The sequence below is a fragment of the Bacillus sp. FSL E2-8887 genome (assembly GCF_038007205.1).
GTDB classification, from domain to species: domain Bacteria; phylum Bacillota; class Bacilli; order Bacillales; family Bacillaceae_G; genus Bacillus_A; species Bacillus_A mycoides.
This window is the reverse complement of the sequence record NZ_JBBOWS010000001.1, coordinates 2,800,277-2,816,916: the sequence shown is the minus strand read 5'-3', so window position 1 is coordinate 2,816,916 and position 16,640 is coordinate 2,800,277. Positions and strand designations below refer to the sequence as shown.

The following is a 16,640-nucleotide window of genomic DNA, read 5'->3' as shown; positions in this document are numbered from 1 at the left end:
AGGGCCTACTTCTTAATGAGTGGGCTCTTTTTATTTTGTCGTTTTTTATCGGCAAGTCGATATATTTTAAGTATCGGTCGATATAATTTGAAAATCGCTAATATAAATTTCATGTACCGTATTGAAGTTAAAATCGTTAATGCAATTTCATGCACCGAAACGAAATTCCCTACATTTTTAATCCAGAAAGGTGACTTCATCATTTTTCCATGTAATAATAGTATGGTTACATTTACTGTGAAAGAGTATAAAAGGAGCGTTATTGATGAATTTAGCTAAATTTCCGAGAAAAAAATATACAGAATCATATACACCAATTGAAAAATTAAACAATTTTTCTGAAGCACTTGGTGGGCCAACTATTTATTTTAAACGAGATGATTTACTTGGTTTAACAGCTGGCGGTAATAAGACGAGAAAGTTAGAGTTTCTAGTTGCGGATGCACAGGAAAAGGGTGCAGATACGTTAATTACAGCTGGTGGTATTCAGTCAAACCATTGCCGTCTAACACTTGCAGCTGCGGTAAAAGAAAAAATGAAATGTATTCTTGTGTTAGAGGAAGGGCTTGAGCCAGAAGAAAAGCCAGACTTTAACGGAAACTATTTCTTATATCATTTATTAGGTGCTGAAAACGTAATTGTTGTGCCAAACGGAGCAGATCTTATGGAGGAGATGCATAAAGTAGCGAAAGAAGTTAGTGAAAAAGGTAATACACCATATGTAATACCAGTTGGTGGATCAAATCCTACTGGTGCAATGGGATACATTGCTTGTGCGCAAGAAATTATGGCACAATCATTCGAGCAAGGAATTGATTTCAGTTCAGTTGTTTGTGTAAGTGGTAGCGCTGGTATGCATGCTGGTTTAATTACTGGTTTTTCTGGAACGCAAAGCAAAATTCCTGTAATCGGAATTAACGTAAGTAGAGGAAAAGCGGAGCAAGAAGAGAAAGTAGCAAAACTTGTAGATGAAACTTCAGCTCACGTAGGTATCCCAAACTCTATTTCACGCGAAGCAGTTACATGCTTTGATGAATATGTAGGACCAGGATACGCTTTACCAACACCAGAAATGGTTGAAGCAGTACAGTTACTTGCGAAAACAGAAGGTATTTTACTTGACCCAGTTTATACAGGTAAAGCAGTAGCAGGATTAATTGATTTAATTAGAAAAGGCAAATTTAATAAAGAAGACAACATTTTATTCGTACATTCAGGTGGTTCACCAGCTTTATATGCGAATACGTCTCTATTTGCGTAAGTGTAAAAAGCATTGGGTATCCAATGCTTTTTGTTTTGAATTAATGTTGAAATTTGATACAATTTCGTGAATATGCGATGATTTTTCAACATTCAACGGTAAACAACGATATATAAAGGAGATTGATGTATGACAGAATTTTGGGAAGCAAGTTTTATAGAAAATCAAATGATGTGGGGATTTGAAGCTGCAGATTCCGCAATTTTGACGAAGGATTTTTTCCTTGAAAAGAAAGTGAAGGATATATTGATTCCTGGTATTGGATATGGAAGAAATGCAAAGGTTTTTATTGATAACGAAATACAAGTAACAGGTATTGAAATTTCAAAAACGGCGATTGAATTGGCGAGGGAAAATGAAATTAATGCCAATTTATTCCATGGTTCAGTTACGGATATGCCTTTTGATAACAAACTGTATGATGGCATATTTTCTTATGCACTTATTCATTTGTTGAATAAGGATGAGAGAGAGAAGTTTATTAAAGATTGTTATAGTCAGTTAAAACCAAACGGATATATGATTTTTACTACTATTTCTAAAGATGCCCCAATGTTTGGGAAGGGGAAACAACTTGGTAAAGACTACTTCGAGATAATGGAAGGGGTAAAAATGTACTTTTATGATGTTGACTCGGTACAACAAGACTTTGGAAAATATGGACTGATAGAAACTACGGAAATTTTGGAGCCGCATAAAAATATGGCAAGTAAACCTCCATTTAAATTTATAATGATCAAATGTCAAAAAACGCTATAATTACAATTGTGTAAAAAATAGTGAAAGGTTACTTAATAAGCTTGATGTGTAAGCTACTCACTAATTATTCTTTAAAGGCGAAGTAAGGGAAGTCAAATGGCATCCCTTACTTCGCTTAATTTAGTTTAAACATGTTTTAAACTTCCAACGAATTATTTGTTATATAATGGAATTATTGAAGCGTGAGAGGGGTGATTATATGAGTACAACATTAAGAGGGGTCATATACACAATACTCAGTATTTCTATAATATTAATAATTTTTTTGGTTACGGATTATATTTGTATTTTAAGTGAAATGATAACCGAACCAAAGGAAAGATAAAATAATTGCTGTATTAAATAACGTAAAGGTTAAACCGATAATAGATAAAATTTTCTTTTCGCTGCGACTACAAAATGAGATAACTGCTAATATAATTGCTATAACAGCGGAAGTTAATATGAAGTACGCGAAAGGAACCACGTATCCTACTCCAACTCTGTCTAAAATAGGTGAGAAGAGAAATAGATTAATAGTAACGAATATACTTATAATGAGAAACGTATAACTTTTCCAAGTGTATGTTTTCAGTTGCATGGAATGGCACTCCTTCCTTATTAGTGTTTATATGTCTAATTGCAAGGTGTTTACCTTTATTTTACAATTAGGGATGCTTTTTATTAAAAAGAGGAGGACTAATATGCGAATTAGAAAATTGACTTTAGTTTTTGTTTTTATGTGTATATTCATAGTAACCGGCTGTTCAAATATACTAGGAAATGAAGATCAAAGAATCGAAGTGCAAAAACGTGTTGGTGATGATAATTATGAGGATTTGAAAGTAGTTACAGACAATAATCAAGTGTTGCAAGTAAAGAAAATATTAAATGATATTCATTTTGAAAATAAAAAAGTGGAAATGTCTCGTTCAGCTGATTATCACTTTGTTTTTCAATTTAAAAATCCGAAAATAGAGGCGAAAGCTGTGTTGTATCAAATTTGGATAAGTCCTAATAAAGATAAAGTAGAAGTTATGGCGGGGGATAATCGGTATGCTCAATTAGAAGGGAAAAATGCAGCCACCTTGTTTCAGATTGTTACCGGAGAGAAGTTAGTTAAATAAAAGTATATGGTACTTAACTTTTTGGTGTTTATTGTAATGATTTATTACTTGTAAGGGACTATTCAATGTGTTGTTCTATTAAAAAACTAAAGTTGATTAATTAAATGCGATAAAATCTTTTTAAAAATAATGAAATTTTAGGAAAAATAAGGTACACTAGTCAATGGTTTTAGTTTAAAATCGATTGACGTTAATGTATACGGGGGAAAGATTGATGAACAATAATCCAATAAATGAATCAGTTGAAGAAGTTGAGAGAAAACGAGTAAGATCAAGCAAACGTTTTACAAATTGGAAGCTTATTGCAGCGGGTGTTGGTGTAATTGTACTTCTCATTGGAGGAATGAGTTATTATCAGGCAACTCACTTCAATTCAAATGTTACGATTAATGACACAAAAGTCGGTGGTCTGAATGCTGATCAGGCAATACAGAAATTAAAAACATCTGGACTAGAAAACAAAGTCTATGTTGATCAACAACAAATTTTAGATGAAAAAGATACAAAAACGGAACTTACGGAAAAAGATTTTCCTCAAGTTAAGAAACTATTAAAAAGCCAGTGGACATTTTTCCCTTCCTCAAAGGAAAAAAATTATTCAGTGCTACCGGAAAAGGCGGATCAGTATCGTAGTGAAACGATGAAAAAACTTGTAGAAGAAAAGCTCATCTCTATGAATGAAAAATTACAAGCGCCTCAAGATGCTATGGCGAAGCTTGAACAAGGAAAAGTTGTTATTTCGAAGAGCGTTGATGGAAAACAGTATGACGTTACTAGTCTACTGAAAGATTACGACAAGCAGAAGTATAAAAGCGAAATTCATCTGAAGTCTACATACATACAGCCTATTAAAGAAGACGATCCGATTGTCAAAAAAGAGGAGAAAGCGCTACAGAATCTTCTTGGGCAGTCTGTTGAGTATAAAGTGCAGAATGAAGTGTATCCTTTAAAAGCGAAAGATTTAATTCAGAATGCCTCTATGTCAAAGGATATGAAAGTTACAATCGATGCGAGCGACATTAAGAATAAGATTGCTGAAATTAATAATGCTAAATCAACATTAAATAAAAATTTCAGCTTTAAAACCCATTCCGGTTCGGTCATATCAGTAAAAGGACAAGGCTATGGCTGGGCACTAGATGTTGAAAAAGAAACAAAACAAGTTCAACAAGCTTTTGAAAAGGGTGAAAAATCGCTATCTGCTTCTAATATCCATGGAAATGGTTGGGAGAAGGAAGGTATCGGTTATGAAACAACATCGAATAATGGCATCGGAGACACGTATGCGGAAGTTTCAATTGCAGATCAACAAATTTGGATTTATAAAGATGGGAAATTAGTCGTCACAACAAATGTAGTAACTGGTAAACATAGCACGAGTGAAGATACATCACCAGGTGTGTGGTACGTTCTATATAAACGAACACCATACACGCTGAAAGGCAGCGCAGTAGGTAAAGCTGATTATGCAGTTAAAGTAGATTACTGGGTTCCATTCACAAATAGCGGCCAAGGATTCCATGATGCAGGCTGGCGAAAAGACTGGGCAAATAATGCTTATTTAACAGGGGGATCAGGCGGGTGTGTAAACCTTCTTCCTAATGTTGCAAAAACTGTATATGATAGTTTGAACACTAATGATCCAGTTATTGTGTACTAGAAAATAGCTACGTATCAAGAAATAAATAAAGCAGGAAATCTTATCTGATGGTACATGAAAAAACACCTCTTGAATTCGCATATTTAGTGTGCAAATTCAATGGAGGTGTTTTTTGTTTGAAAACAAGAGTTCATTGCCTATAAGAAACGAAGTAGAAAGAGATTGAGATGATAAATAGATATTCAAATAGTCAATAAAATTGACACTGAATATCATTTTCATTTATTATGAAATCGTCGCATGTAATTGGACATGATTTTTGTGAAAAAGTTTACTTTTTTATTAATATAATAGATTTCTATTAAGGTGTCCCATTTAAGAATTTAAGCGTAGGAAAGGGTAAAATAAAAATGAACTGGAAAAAAGGCGGATTATGGATTATTATTTTTTTCATTGTAAAAGGTACGATTTCTACACTTTTAATAGTTACAGGTGCTAAATATTTTGATTTATCATTTATGCAACTTTTCGTACTAATACTGATCTTATTACTGATTTCTCTCATAAGTCGAAAATTGCTGCATAGACATAAACAAAATAAAAAGCAAAAAGAGCTAAATATATAATGGAGCCCCAGAGACCTTTGGATTTCTGGGGTTTTACTATATATTTAGCTTCTTACTATTTGTGGAAAGTAAAACTCCCAGCTCAAAAGATAGGTGGGTACAGAAGTTTGTTGGGAGCTGATTAAAGTTTCACTTTATTTCATAGTGCATGATCTATGTTGATTAAAGGAAGTCACTGAATTTGTTGCTACAATTATTAAACAAGGACTGAAGAGAGCTTTTTAATCAATCTGTATTCTAAAGCTAAAACCGAGCATACATTATGCTCGGTTTTCAATTGGTAGTTTAAATGTAAAAGTACTGCCTTCTCCTAATTCACTTTCAACGGTAATTTCTCCTCCGTGTAGTTCTATAATCCATTTTACCATCGACAATCCTAAACCTGTGTTTCCATTGTTTGAAGATGTTCGTGCTGCGTCAACTCGATAGAAGCGGTCCCATATTTTCACAATATGTTGCTCGCTGATGCCTATGCCATTATCGGAGACTTTACCTATTATGTTGGTTTCATCCCGGAACAGTTGCATATTCACAGTGCCGTTCGCTTTGCTATAGGCAATCGCATTCGTTAGTAAATTCATTAATAAACGCATCATCAATGTTTGATCTGCTTTAATAAACAGGTCTTCCTCTATATTTGTTGTTATATTAATCGAAGCTTCTTGAACCATTAATGAAAGCTCTTCTACAACGATTTCCGTTAATTCACTCATATTGATACATTCAAATTGAAAAGTATTATGCTTTTCTTGGTCAACTCGTGCTAATAATAAGAGTTGCGAGATTAACGCGGACATTTTACGCGATTGCCTTAAAATTACTTCTAACGATTCTTCCATTTCTTTCGGATTATTCCTCTGCGATAAAGCGTATTCGCATTGCGAAATAATAACAGATGTTGGTGTTCTTAATTCATGAGATGCGTCAGATGTAAATTGTTTTTCACTTTCGAATGATGTCTCCAATCGCACAAACATTTTGTCAAAGGTTTGTGCTAAATGATACATTTCGTCTTTCGATGAACCTTGTAAATTAATTCTCTTCGAAAGGTCTTTACCATCACCAATTTCACTGGCTGAATCACTCATTTGTTGCACAGGTCGAAACGCTCTTTGCGTAATAAAATATCCTCCCGCTGCTGCAATGAGAATAAGTAATGGAAATGAGATGAGTGTTACCACAATAAGCGTATTCATGGTCGATGATAATTGATTCATGGTCATTATGCCACGAACCCAGACTTGCTCATCGCCGCCTACATTATGGAGAAAATCATATACTATCCATTCCTTATTACCGTCTTTAATGGTTTGTATTTCATCGGATTTAAGCGATACCTTTTTATTAAAGGTTGTTGGATTATGTCCTGCCAGCAGCTCACCTTGTTTACTATAAATGATGATATTTACTCCATCTTCTAAGGCTTCAAATTCATCGTCAATCTTTAACTGCCCATGCTTATATTCGATATCTTCAACACTTTCTTTTACTGTGCTCTTCAATTGATTTTTCATATTAAAAAGCAAAACTTTATCTGAAGAAGTTAAAATAAAAGCTAACACGAGTGCCATAATAATTACAACTAGCCCCGTATACCATAGGGTCACTCTCATTTTTATTGATAGTCTTTTCATGATTCTACTCGCAATACGTAACCAGTTCCTCGTACTGTATGAATTAACTTCGTTTCAAACTGGCTATCAATTTTTTTGCGAAGATAGCGGACGTAAACATCAATAATATTCGAGCCACCTTCATAGTCGTAATTCCACACATGTTGCTCAATTTTATCTCGTGTCAACACAACTTCTTTATTACGAATCATATATTCTAAAATAGCAAATTCTTTACTGGAAAGATTGATAACTTGATCTCCTCTTGTTACTTTATGCATATTGCAATCCACCACTAGGTCAGCGATTTCAAACACATTAGATGTATTTCCTGTTTTTCTTCGCATCAACACTCGAATTCTTGCTAACAGCTCATCAAAAGCAAAGGGCTTTACTAAATAATCGTCCGCACCTAAGTCGAGTCCTGTTACGCGATCATCAATTGTATCTTTAGCTGTAAGAAGCAAGACAGGAGTTGTATTATTGTCCGCACGTAATCTTTGTAATACTTGTAAACCATCTATTCCGGGAATCATAATGTCAAGCACAATCAAATCGTAGGTAGCCATGCTTATATAATCCAAAGCATCTTCTCCATTCCCACATCCATCGACACTATAATATTCTGCATTTAATCGTTTTACCAATATATTTTGTAAGTCTTTTTCATCTTCGACAATAAGAACTCGCATTAACATTCTCCTTTTCTTCTTATTTATATGTATCACTATAATTCCGAAACATTAAAGAAAGATTAGAAACTATTTAATTATATCATTTTATTTTTTTGCGCATTAATCTTCCTTTAATGTTTGTTCAGTAATATAAGGACATGGATAAGGTGCACATGTAAAGGGAGGAGAACATAATGGGAAAATGGATGATGATTGGAGCAATGTCTTGTTTATTCTTAACAGCTTGTTCTACTCAAGCTGATAACGATACAGAAATACAACAACTGAAAGTAGAAAAAGATACATCACAAAAAGAAGGTACGCAACTACAACAAGAACCACACAAAACAGGGCCTGCTATGAATGATACTAAGCAAACACAAGATTTCAAAAACGAAGTCACATCTATTGTAGAAAAGGCAAATAATACGAAACCAGTTGGAGCAAAAGAAGATAACTTAAATACGTACTTAGCAGCAAAAAAAGAAATTGACCAATTAGATGACAAGATAGATCTATCTGATGATCAGCTAGAAGCAGATTTTCACGCTGGAACGATAACTGTTGAACAATATCAAATACAAGAAAGAGAACAAGATATACTTGAAGATCAATTAGAGCAAGCAGAAAATGTACTTGAAGCAAGATTTGGAATAAATGATTAATTATTAAGGAGTGGATGGAAATGTTAAAACATAAAAAGAAAATAATTATAAGTGTAATTGCTATTTTAGTAAGTGGTATTGCTATTGTTGGTGGATATTATGGTATGGGCTACAATTATGCGAAAAAGAATGAAAACTATACAGAGAAACAAGTTCGTGAAATTTCTTTAGCTCATACAAATGGAGAAATTATTAATGTGAAAAAAGAATTCGAATTAGAAGATGAAAACTTAGCACAATCTAAATTTGAATATGAAGTGGAAATCAAGACACCTGATAATCTGTTAAATATTTTAAAGGTTAGTGCTAGAACAGGTACAATAGAAATCAATAATGAAGATTAAAAAATTATCGACAAATAAAATATCGCGTATTTGAAAAAATCCAATAAGCTGCCCATATGGACAGCTTATTTAAATAATTCTCGTTAGCGGAAGTAAAAAATGCTACTTATTTAACATTAGCACTCCGTTAGTTTAAGAACAATTGAGTTAATAAATATATCTAAAAGTCTCATATTCGCCATAATTGATAACGGTTTTAAATTCTCCGCCACCATTTTTATCCTTTAAAAAAGCATCTATTTTATCATTTGGACTTATTAAACTAAACTACCGGCTAGCTAAATAAAGAAAAATGAACTTCATTGCTATAAAAGCCTCTAATTTTTCGTTTTGAGGAAACCTTTTCTATTAGATTTATAGACATGTGGTGTTAACACCATAAACAATGTTTTAGATTATAAAATAGAGTACTAAGCATCCAATTTGAAAGCAGATATCCCTGAAGTGCTAAACCTAAGCAAAAAAATTAACCATCCTATGCAAGAAAGTTTAGATAGCTAAAAGCATATGTTTTATTGAAAGGGTGTGATTGAATTATGGAACGGACGAATTGGGGAATTGGAGGATTAGTATTTGTTGGCTGCATGTTTCTTGGCGGAGGAGTGGGATCTATATTAGGCGATACTCATGCTGGATGGCTAATAGGAATGGGCGCTGGATTTATTGGGATGGCTTTAACGAGACTGGTCAGAAAGTAATATAACGGGATTCTTCTTATGATGAACAATGTAATTAATTAATGGCATAAGAGCTCTATAAATTATAGCTAGAACCTTATCTTTAGTATTTGTCTTTTCTAAATTTCTCCATACATAGATACGATTCTCAAGTTGGAGGCTGGCACCTTAGGGTGTCTTTTTTATGCTCTTTAAAAATGTTTTAACATATAATAGCCGAGTTAATTCAAGTAATCAAGCTAATAGATTTCGTTAGATTGCTATCATCTTTTTTGTAATAGAATAGATTCATTACCGTTTCAGACCGATGTATTCATTCATAACCTAACAGTAAAAGGGGGATGATTAAAGGCATGGCGATTAATGATGAATTAATTTGTCAACAGTTTGCAAGAATTATCGGTGGCCAAGAAGGATTCGCCGGTGGAAAATGCGTGGCAACAATAAATCGGGATGAAATACAAGCAACTATCTTAGGAAAACGTTTTAGAGTAACAACTTCCTTCTCATTCGAATCAAGAGATAATAAAACTGGACAGGCATTATGTCTAGGTCGGATAGCGCTCTTACAAAAAGAAGTTACTGAATTTGTTGCTACAATTATTAAACAAGGAATAATCGTTTCGTCTATACACAATGAGTGGTTATGTGATGAGCCGAATTTAATTTACGTTAATATCGAAGACGTTGATGATCCGCTAAGTTTCGCAAGGAAAGTTAGAAGAGCGTTATGCAATTAACCAATTTATTTAGTTAAATGAGCAATATAAAAGGATCTTTGATTGAAAGATCCTTTCATACATAAGATGAAGGTTTTCCCTTGTATTTTATTAATTAAGTTCGCTTGACTAGCAAACGAACTTGGAGGGAGTACTGGAACCATACAATAAATACATTGAGGGGGCATGTTTGAGCTATGGACCTATCCTCCCGTTCTAATTAACTAAAAGAAGAATTTTCCCATACCGATTAGACTACTAAGCATTCCGATTCCATTCATGGTGCCTTTTCCTGCTGTCAGTAAGTTTCCAAGCATTCCTGGCTGCCCGTTATTCCCCCATCCCATGGGATTTATCTGTCCTCCCCATCCTGGAGAATTTCCAAAAACACCCCAGTTATTATTGGTATTAAAATTAAAAGCTTTGGCTGGCGGTGATAGTAAAGCGGCAATATGACCTTGTGCGAACATCCCTGTATGATTGAATGGTTGGGGCCAGGGGATGGGAGGTTTTTGAAAATTAAAACCTGCATGGCCTTGTAATGGAGACCAATTAGCAGGATGTCCTTGGGGCATCATCCCTGCATAATGGATTGGCTGACCTAAAGAGAAGGGAGGGGGCTGGGGATTGAAACCCGTATAATTGGCTGGTGAATCCCAACCAAATGGATAGACTCGACAACTCCAATTCTCAGGAATATTCATACCATTCATTTCCTCAGCTTTAGTTATTTGGGGCTGTGAATATAATGATGACATTGAAATTTGGTTATTATATTGCTCCCCGTTTCCCTTTGAATTCAAATACCAATATTGGTGCATAAGCTTATTCCCCTCACTTTAAAAATGTAATGTTAGATTTAGCCTATGTAATATTACTTTTTATGGATGGTTACATAACTAGATTTACAAGCCCGTATTTAAAAGAATGGGTGTGTGGTCTTGTTGATTTATCCGGCTATTTGTGGGCTGCCTGTAAAAGTCCGACTGATTAAAGTGTCACTTTATTTTAGAAGGGGATTTTCAGCTGCTCCTTTTGTTTATTTCAGCCTAATTTAATAAACGTGTTTAAATAAACATTCAAAATCTTATTTAAATGTTTATAAAGGTTTAATCAACAACAAAATTTTAAAATGTTATGTTGAGCAAGTAGAATTGCTAAAAAGAGAATATCCATTCGAAGAGTTTGGCAAAATACTGCAAGGACAATATATTCTTGTGCAGATATACAAACGATTTAAACTGATCAATGGAATTTATAATGAAGGGGCAAATGAATATATGAGTGAAACATTACATAAAAGAAAACCACCATATTTAATGCTTGTAATCCTTTTTATTGGGGCATTTGTTTCATTTCTAAATAACTCGCTTTTAAATGTAGCCTTGCCATCAATAATGAAGGATTTAGACATTAAAGATTATTCGACGATCCAGTGGCTTTCTACAGGGTATATGCTTGTAAGTGGTATATTAATTCCGGCATCAGCATTTTTAATAACCCGCTTCTCCAATAGGAGCTTATTTATTACATCTATGGTGATTTTTATTTTTGGTACGGCCTTAGCGGCTTTAGCGCCGAACTTTAGTTTATTACTTACTGGCCGGATGGTTCAAGCAGCAGGTTCTTCAGTCATGGGGCCTTTGTTAATGAATATTATGCTAGTAAGCTTTCCAAGAGAAAAAAGGGGAACAGCGATGGGGATTTTTGGATTAGTTATGATTACAGCTCCAGCAATTGGACCGACACTATCAGGTTATATTGTAGAGTATTATGACTGGCGTTTGCTTTTTGAAATGATTTTACCGTTAGCAATCATTAGTTTACTGTTAGGGATTTGGAAATCGGAGAATGTCATGAGACAAAACAAAAATGCAAAACTTGATTATCTCTCATTATTATTATCTTCTGTCGGTTTTGGCGGTTTGTTATATGGATTCAGTTCTGCAAGCTCCGACGGTTGGACGAATAAAGTTGTTTTAACAACCTTAATCATAGGCGCTATTGCCCTAATTACTTTCATTGTCCGCCAATTAAAAATGAATGAACCGTTATTGGATTTACGTGTTTACAAGTACCCAATGTTTGCACTTGCGTCTGTAATTGCAATTGTCAACGCAGTGGCCATGTTTTCGGGTATGATTTTAACCCCAGCTTATGTACAAAATGTCCGCGGTATTTCACCGCTGAGCTCTGGGCTGATGATGCTTCCAGGTGCGGTAATAATGGGGATTATGTCACCAATTACAGGTAAACTATTTGATAAATATGGTCCTCGTATTCTTGGTATAGTAGGACTTTCCATTACAGCCGTTTCAACTTATATGCTAGCAAACCTGCAACTCGATTCTAGTCACACACATATTATTCTTATTTACACATTGCGGATGTTTGGGATGGCGATGGTGATGATGCCACTTATGACAAACGGACTTAATCAATTACCAACTCGCTTAAATCCGCACGGTACAGCTGTTAATAATACAGCTCAACAAGTGTCCGGTTCGATTGGTACTGCTATTCTTGTTACGATTATGAATTCTGTAACAAAAACAAAAGCTGAAAGTCTAATGGTTGATGTAGATCCTACAACCTTCACAGAGGCTACGAAGGCAATGTTAACTCAGAAGGCTTTATTATCCGGAATTCAATATTCATTCTATGTAGCGCTTGGCATGAATGTTGTTGCACTACTATTAGTTTTTTTCGTTAAACGTGTAGATACAAGCGCGGAAGCTGTCGAGAGGTTAAATCGGTAGGGAAAAATAAAACTCTAGATCATGATTCCTACAAGTTTTTTTACTGTTTAGTTAGACTATGAAGAAATGCAAATTTCTGCTGCTAAGGCGCTGGTATTTAAATTTGGAAAAGGACCAGTGAAATAATTATATATAGTAAAAAGGATCTGATATTCATATCAGATCCTTTTTCATTAGTAACACAGTATACTTGCTTATCGTATTTGTTTGAATTGACATTAGGAACTACTGGTTTTCCCAATACTACAATCTTTAGCTCTCAATTTGTGATAAACATTATAATAATACGCTTCATTTTAATTTAGTATTTTCTCTGCAAGTTATAAATCTAATATCAACAAACAACTTAGATTACCAACCTTATAAGCAATATCATAATCGTGAATAGTTCGGGAAAAGATAAAATAAGGTAATCAATTACATATCTTTATCCCAGGCGATTCATTGCTATCTTCTTTTTATTGAATGGGATATTTTATTTCATGCTTTTTTGAAAGGGTGTTTTTAATGGATAAAAAAGTATCTGCCATTCCTCAACCGAAAACATATGGATTGCTGGGGAATCTCCCATTAATCGATAAAGATAAACCGACCCTATCCTTTATCAAGATAGCGGAAGAGTATGGTCCCATTTTTCGAATTCAAACTTTAAGTGATACCATTATTGTCGTTTCTGGACATGAACTGGTAGCAGAAGTCTGTGACGAAACAAGATTTGATAAAAGTATAGAGGGTGCTTTAGCGAAAGTTCGCGCCTTTGCTGGAGACGGATTATTTACAAGCGAGACTCACGAGCCTAACTGGAAAAAAGCTCATAATATTTTGATGCCTACATTCAGCCAACGAGCAATGAAAGATTATCATGCTATGATGGTCGATATTGCTGTACAACTCGTTCAAAAATGGGCACGGCTTAATCCGAATGAAAACGTAGATGTTCCGGAGGATATGACTCGCCTTACATTGGATACAATTGGTCTATGTGGTTTTAATTATCGATTTAATAGCTATTATCGTGAGACCCCTCATCCTTTTATTACTAGCATGAGCCGTGCTCTAGATGAGGCGATGCACCAATTACAGCGGCTGGATATAGAAGATAAACTCATGTGGAGAACGAAACGTCAATTTCAGCATGATATTCAATCTATGTTTTCTTTAGTAGATAATATTATTGCTGAACGTAAAAGTAGTGGAAATCAGGAAGAAAATGATTTACTTTCCCGTATGTTAAATGTGCAGGATCCGGAAACTGGTGAAAAATTAGATGATGAAAATATTCGTTTCCAAATTATCACTTTTTTAATAGCTGGGCATGAAACAACAAGTGGATTATTATCTTTTGCAATCTATTTTTTATTAAAGAATCCAGATAAATTGAAAAAAGCCTATGAAGAAGTAGATCGGGTTTTAACAGATCCCACTCCAACATACCAACAAGTTATGAAATTAAAGTATATCCGGATGATTTTAAATGAATCGCTACGTTTATGGCCTACTGCTCCAGCATTCAGTCTCTATGCAAAAGAGGATACAGTGATTGGTGGGAAATATCCAATTAAGAAAGGAGAAGATCGTATTTCTGTTCTTATTCCACAGCTACATAGGGATAAAGACGCGTGGGGAGACAATGTGGAAGAATTCCAACCTGAACGATTTGAAGAGCTGGATAAGGTTCCTCATCATGCTTATAAGCCATTTGGAAATGGTCAACGAGCATGTATCGGTATGCAGTTTGCACTTCATGAAGCCACACTCGTAATGGGAATGCTTCTTCAACATTTTGAATTCATCGATTATCAAGACTATCAGCTGGACGTAAAACAAACATTAACGCTAAAGCCTGGTGATTTTAAAATTAGGATTCTACCCCGAAATCAAACTATTAGCCATACTACTGTTCTTGCGCCTATAGAGGAGAAACTGAAAAACGATGAAATCGAACAGCAAGTTCAGAAGACTCCTTCTATTATTGGAGCCGATAATCTTTCGCTTCTTGTTCTGTATGGATCGGATACAGGGGTAGCAGAAGGTATTGCAAGAGAACTAGCAGATACAGCTAGTTTAGAAGGTGTTCAAACAGAAGTGGTAGCACTTAACGATGGAATTGGAAGTCTGCCAAAAGAAGGGGCGGTTCTTATTGTAACTTCTTCTTATAATGGAAAACCACCAAGTAATGCAGGGCAGTTTGTGCAATGGTTGGAGGAATTAAAATCGGATGAGCTAAAAGGTGTTCAATACGCAGTTTTTGGTTGTGGAGATCATAATTGGGCTAGTACTTATCAGCGAATTCCAAGATACATTGATGAGCAAATGGCTCAAAAAGGAGCAACAAGATTTTCGACACGTGGAGAAGCAGATGCAAGTGGTGATTTCGAGGAACAGCTCGAGCAATGGAAACAAAGTATGTGGCCTGATGCGATGAAGGCATTTGGATTGGAACTTAACAAAAACATTGAGAAAGAACGCAGTACATTAAGTTTACAATTTGTTAGTCGTCTTGGAGGATCTCCTCTTGCGCGAACATATGAAGCAGTTTATGCATCTATACTAGAAAATCGTGAACTTCAATCATCTAGCAGTGAAAGAAGCACGCGACATATTGAGATATCCTTGCCAGAAGGCGCTACGTATCAAGAAGGTGACCACCTTGGGGTGCTGCCAATTAATAGTAAGAAAAATGTCAACCGAATTTTAAAACGCTTTGGATTAAATGGGAAGGATCAAGTCATACTGAGTGCAAGTGGACGAAGTGTAAATCACATACCTTTAGACAGTCCTGTTAGTTTATTTGACCTTCTTAGTTATAGTGTAGAAGTTCAAGAAGCAGCCACTCGAGCACAAATACGAGAAATGGTGACATTCACAGCATGCCCTCCTCATAAAAAGGAATTGGAATCATTATTGGAAGAGGGAGTTTATCATGAACAAATATTAAAGAAACGTATGTCAATGTTGGATCTTCTTGAAAAGTATGAGGCTTGTGAACTCCGATTTGAACGCTTTTTAGAACTTCTTCCTGCGCTCAAACCGCGTTACTATTCTATTTCAAGCTCTCCACTCGTTGCACAGGATCGTCTGAGCATTACGGTTGGTGTTGTTAATGCACCTGCATGGAGTGGGGTAGGGACATATGAAGGAGTCGCTTCTAATTATTTAGCTCAGCGTCATAATAAAGATGAGATTATCTGTTTCATTCGAACGCCACAATCAAACTTTCAATTACCTGAAAATCCAGAAACACCAATTATCATGGTTGGACCAGGTACTGGAATTGCACCATTCCGTGGATTCTTGCAAGCGCGTCGTGTTCAAAAGCAAAAAGGTATTAACTTAGGACAAGCACACCTATATTTTGGTTGTCGTCATCCTGAAAAGGATTATCTCTATCGTACAGAACTAGAAAATGATGAAAGAGATGGATTAATCTCTTTACACACAGCTTTTTCTCGCCTAGAAGGATATCCTAAAACATATGTACAGCATTTAATAAAACAAGATAGAATCAATTTAATTTCGTTATTAGATAATGGAGCGCATCTTTATATATGTGGTGATGGAAGTAAAATGGCTCCTGACGTAGAAGACACCCTTTGTCAAGCATATCAAGAAATTCATGAAGTCAGTGAACAAGAAGCAAGGAATTGGCTGGATCGTGTGCAAGAAGAAGGGCGATATGGAAAAGATGTTTGGGCCGGAATCTAAATTCGTCTTAATTAGATAAGTAATATTTAATTCACGAACTTCTTTCGACTAAGTATAACTGTAAACGAAATAAACTGCTTTATAAAAACCCTGTATTTTTCATTGAATATGGGTTTTTTTTATTTTTAAATA

The 16,640-nt window shown here is 35.0% G+C and carries 16 protein-coding genes; 12 read left to right on the top strand and 4 right to left on the bottom strand.

Annotated features, from left to right (window positions below; genetic code table 11):
- The first annotated feature begins 15 nt into the window (after window positions 1–15).
- From NSQ08_RS14220 to NSQ08_RS14210, 3 genes are all read left to right on the top strand, one after another.
- Window positions 16–279 carry a hypothetical protein gene (locus NSQ08_RS14220; RefSeq protein WP_002142428.1) on the top strand — a complete coding sequence of 88 codons (264 nt, stop codon included), beginning with the start codon at window positions 16–18 and terminating at the stop codon, window positions 277–279.
- Complete coding sequence (locus tag NSQ08_RS14215) at window positions 266–1,261, top strand: D-cysteine desulfhydrase (protein ID WP_001046600.1); 996 nt, start codon at window positions 266–268, stop codon at window positions 1,259–1,261. The genes NSQ08_RS14220 and NSQ08_RS14215 overlap by 14 nt, the downstream gene beginning before the upstream one ends.
- Window positions 1,262–1,390: 129 nt before the next feature.
- Window positions 1,391–2,020: a class I SAM-dependent methyltransferase gene (locus tag NSQ08_RS14210; RefSeq protein ID WP_215552046.1), complete on the top strand. Its 630-nt coding sequence runs from the start codon at window positions 1,391–1,393 to the stop codon at window positions 2,018–2,020.
- A 289-nt stretch (window positions 2,021–2,309) separates the two neighbouring features.
- Here the strand turns inward: NSQ08_RS14210 and NSQ08_RS14205 are convergent, their stop codons facing one another.
- Window positions 2,310–2,600, bottom strand: a complete 291-nt coding sequence (locus tag NSQ08_RS14205) for a hypothetical protein (protein ID WP_340776054.1) — start codon at window positions 2,598–2,600, stop codon at window positions 2,310–2,312.
- A 103-nt stretch (window positions 2,601–2,703) separates the two neighbouring features.
- Between NSQ08_RS14205 and NSQ08_RS14200 the strand changes: the two genes are divergently transcribed.
- The 3 genes from NSQ08_RS14200 to NSQ08_RS14190 all read left to right on the top strand — a co-directional run bounded on the left by NSQ08_RS14200 (window position 2,704) and on the right by NSQ08_RS14190 (window position 5,352).
- Window positions 2,704–3,126 (top strand): hypothetical protein, encoded by a 423-nt coding sequence (locus NSQ08_RS14200; RefSeq protein WP_340776052.1) that lies wholly within the window; start codon window positions 2,704–2,706, stop codon window positions 3,124–3,126.
- A gap of 214 nt (window positions 3,127–3,340) precedes the next feature.
- Window positions 3,341–4,786 (top strand): L,D-transpeptidase family protein, encoded by a 1,446-nt coding sequence (locus tag NSQ08_RS14195; protein ID WP_340776049.1) that lies wholly within the window; start codon window positions 3,341–3,343, stop codon window positions 4,784–4,786.
- Window positions 4,787–5,136: 350 nt separating this feature from the next.
- Window positions 5,137–5,352 (top strand): hypothetical protein, encoded by a 216-nt coding sequence (locus tag NSQ08_RS14190; RefSeq protein ID WP_002017170.1) that lies wholly within the window; start codon window positions 5,137–5,139, stop codon window positions 5,350–5,352.
- Window positions 5,353–5,612: 260 nt separating this feature from the next.
- Here the strand turns inward: NSQ08_RS14190 and NSQ08_RS14185 are convergent, their stop codons facing one another.
- Together NSQ08_RS14185 and NSQ08_RS14180 are read right to left on the bottom strand one after the other, a co-directional pair.
- On the bottom strand, window positions 5,613–6,986 hold the full coding sequence (locus NSQ08_RS14185; protein WP_340776041.1) for a sensor histidine kinase: 1,374 nt from the start codon (window positions 6,984–6,986) through the stop codon (window positions 5,613–5,615).
- Window positions 6,983–7,657 (bottom strand): response regulator transcription factor, encoded by a 675-nt coding sequence (locus tag NSQ08_RS14180; RefSeq protein ID WP_002128055.1) that lies wholly within the window; start codon window positions 7,655–7,657, stop codon window positions 6,983–6,985. The genes NSQ08_RS14185 and NSQ08_RS14180 overlap by 4 nt, the downstream gene beginning before the upstream one ends.
- Before the next feature lie 176 nt (window positions 7,658–7,833).
- Here NSQ08_RS14180 and NSQ08_RS14175 point away from each other — a divergent pair, with 176 nt between their 5' ends.
- From NSQ08_RS14175 to NSQ08_RS14160, 4 genes are all read left to right on the top strand, one after another.
- Window positions 7,834–8,304 carry a hypothetical protein gene (locus NSQ08_RS14175; protein ID WP_002190111.1) on the top strand — a complete coding sequence of 157 codons (471 nt, stop codon included), beginning with the start codon at window positions 7,834–7,836 and terminating at the stop codon, window positions 8,302–8,304.
- Between the two features lie 20 nt (window positions 8,305–8,324).
- On the top strand, window positions 8,325–8,648 hold the full coding sequence (locus NSQ08_RS14170) for a PepSY domain-containing protein (RefSeq protein ID WP_193653149.1): 324 nt from the start codon (window positions 8,325–8,327) through the stop codon (window positions 8,646–8,648).
- A gap of 536 nt (window positions 8,649–9,184) precedes the next feature.
- Window positions 9,185–9,346, top strand: coding sequence for a hypothetical protein (locus NSQ08_RS14165; protein WP_002190108.1), 162 nt, complete (start codon window positions 9,185–9,187; stop codon window positions 9,344–9,346).
- 320 nt (window positions 9,347–9,666) lie between these two features.
- A complete protein-coding gene (locus NSQ08_RS14160; RefSeq protein WP_002033128.1) occupies window positions 9,667–10,065 on the top strand; it encodes a DUF1259 domain-containing protein in 399 nt (132 codons plus the stop codon).
- A 203-nt stretch (window positions 10,066–10,268) separates the two neighbouring features.
- On the opposite strand, the gene NSQ08_RS14155 is transcribed toward NSQ08_RS14160, so the two are convergent.
- The gene (locus NSQ08_RS14155; RefSeq protein ID WP_340776027.1) at window positions 10,269–10,865 is read right to left on the bottom strand and encodes a hypothetical protein; all 597 of its coding nucleotides are present in this window, start codon (window positions 10,863–10,865) and stop codon (window positions 10,269–10,271) included.
- 459 nt (window positions 10,866–11,324) lie between these two features.
- Between NSQ08_RS14155 and NSQ08_RS14150 the strand changes: the two genes are divergently transcribed.
- Window positions 11,325–12,803, top strand: coding sequence for an MDR family MFS transporter (locus tag NSQ08_RS14150; protein WP_033715031.1), 1,479 nt, complete (start codon window positions 11,325–11,327; stop codon window positions 12,801–12,803).
- 507 nt (window positions 12,804–13,310) lie between these two features.
- Entirely contained in the window at window positions 13,311–16,508 is a 3,198-nt protein-coding gene (cypD, locus tag NSQ08_RS14145; protein WP_340776019.1) for a bifunctional P-450/NADPH--P450 reductase, read from the top strand.
- Window positions 16,509–16,640: the final 132 nt, after the last annotated feature.

Bases quoted from the DNA above. Each gene is read 5' to 3' on its own strand.
- NSQ08_RS14175 (WP_002190111.1), top strand. From the start codon at position 7,834: ATGGGAAAATGGATGATGATTGGAGCAATGTCTTGTTTATTCTTAACA.
- NSQ08_RS14150 (WP_033715031.1), top strand. From the start codon at position 11,325: ATGAGTGAAACATTACATAAAAGAAAACCACCATATTTAATGCTTGTA.
- NSQ08_RS14210 (WP_215552046.1), top strand. From the start codon at position 1,391: ATGACAGAATTTTGGGAAGCAAGTTTTATAGAAAATCAAATGATGTGG.
- NSQ08_RS14160 (WP_002033128.1), top strand. From the start codon at position 9,667: ATGATTAAAGGCATGGCGATTAATGATGAATTAATTTGTCAACAGTTT.
- cypD (WP_340776019.1), top strand. From the start codon at position 13,311: ATGGATAAAAAAGTATCTGCCATTCCTCAACCGAAAACATATGGATTG.
- NSQ08_RS14215 (WP_001046600.1), top strand. From the start codon at position 266: ATGAATTTAGCTAAATTTCCGAGAAAAAAATATACAGAATCATATACA.
- NSQ08_RS14185 (WP_340776041.1), bottom strand. From the start codon at position 6,986: ATGAAAAGACTATCAATAAAAATGAGAGTGACCCTATGGTATACGGGG.
- NSQ08_RS14165 (WP_002190108.1), top strand. From the start codon at position 9,185: ATGGAACGGACGAATTGGGGAATTGGAGGATTAGTATTTGTTGGCTGC.
- NSQ08_RS14220 (WP_002142428.1), top strand. From the start codon at position 16: ATGAGTGGGCTCTTTTTATTTTGTCGTTTTTTATCGGCAAGTCGATAT.
- NSQ08_RS14195 (WP_340776049.1), top strand. From the start codon at position 3,341: ATGAACAATAATCCAATAAATGAATCAGTTGAAGAAGTTGAGAGAAAA.
- NSQ08_RS14180 (WP_002128055.1), bottom strand. From the start codon at position 7,657: ATGCGAGTTCTTATTGTCGAAGATGAAAAAGACTTACAAAATATATTG.
- NSQ08_RS14200 (WP_340776052.1), top strand. From the start codon at position 2,704: ATGCGAATTAGAAAATTGACTTTAGTTTTTGTTTTTATGTGTATATTC.
- NSQ08_RS14190 (WP_002017170.1), top strand. From the start codon at position 5,137: ATGAACTGGAAAAAAGGCGGATTATGGATTATTATTTTTTTCATTGTA.
- NSQ08_RS14155 (WP_340776027.1), bottom strand. From the start codon at position 10,865: ATGCACCAATATTGGTATTTGAATTCAAAGGGAAACGGGGAGCAATAT.
- NSQ08_RS14170 (WP_193653149.1), top strand. From the start codon at position 8,325: ATGTTAAAACATAAAAAGAAAATAATTATAAGTGTAATTGCTATTTTA.
- NSQ08_RS14205 (WP_340776054.1), bottom strand. From the start codon at position 2,600: ATGCAACTGAAAACATACACTTGGAAAAGTTATACGTTTCTCATTATA.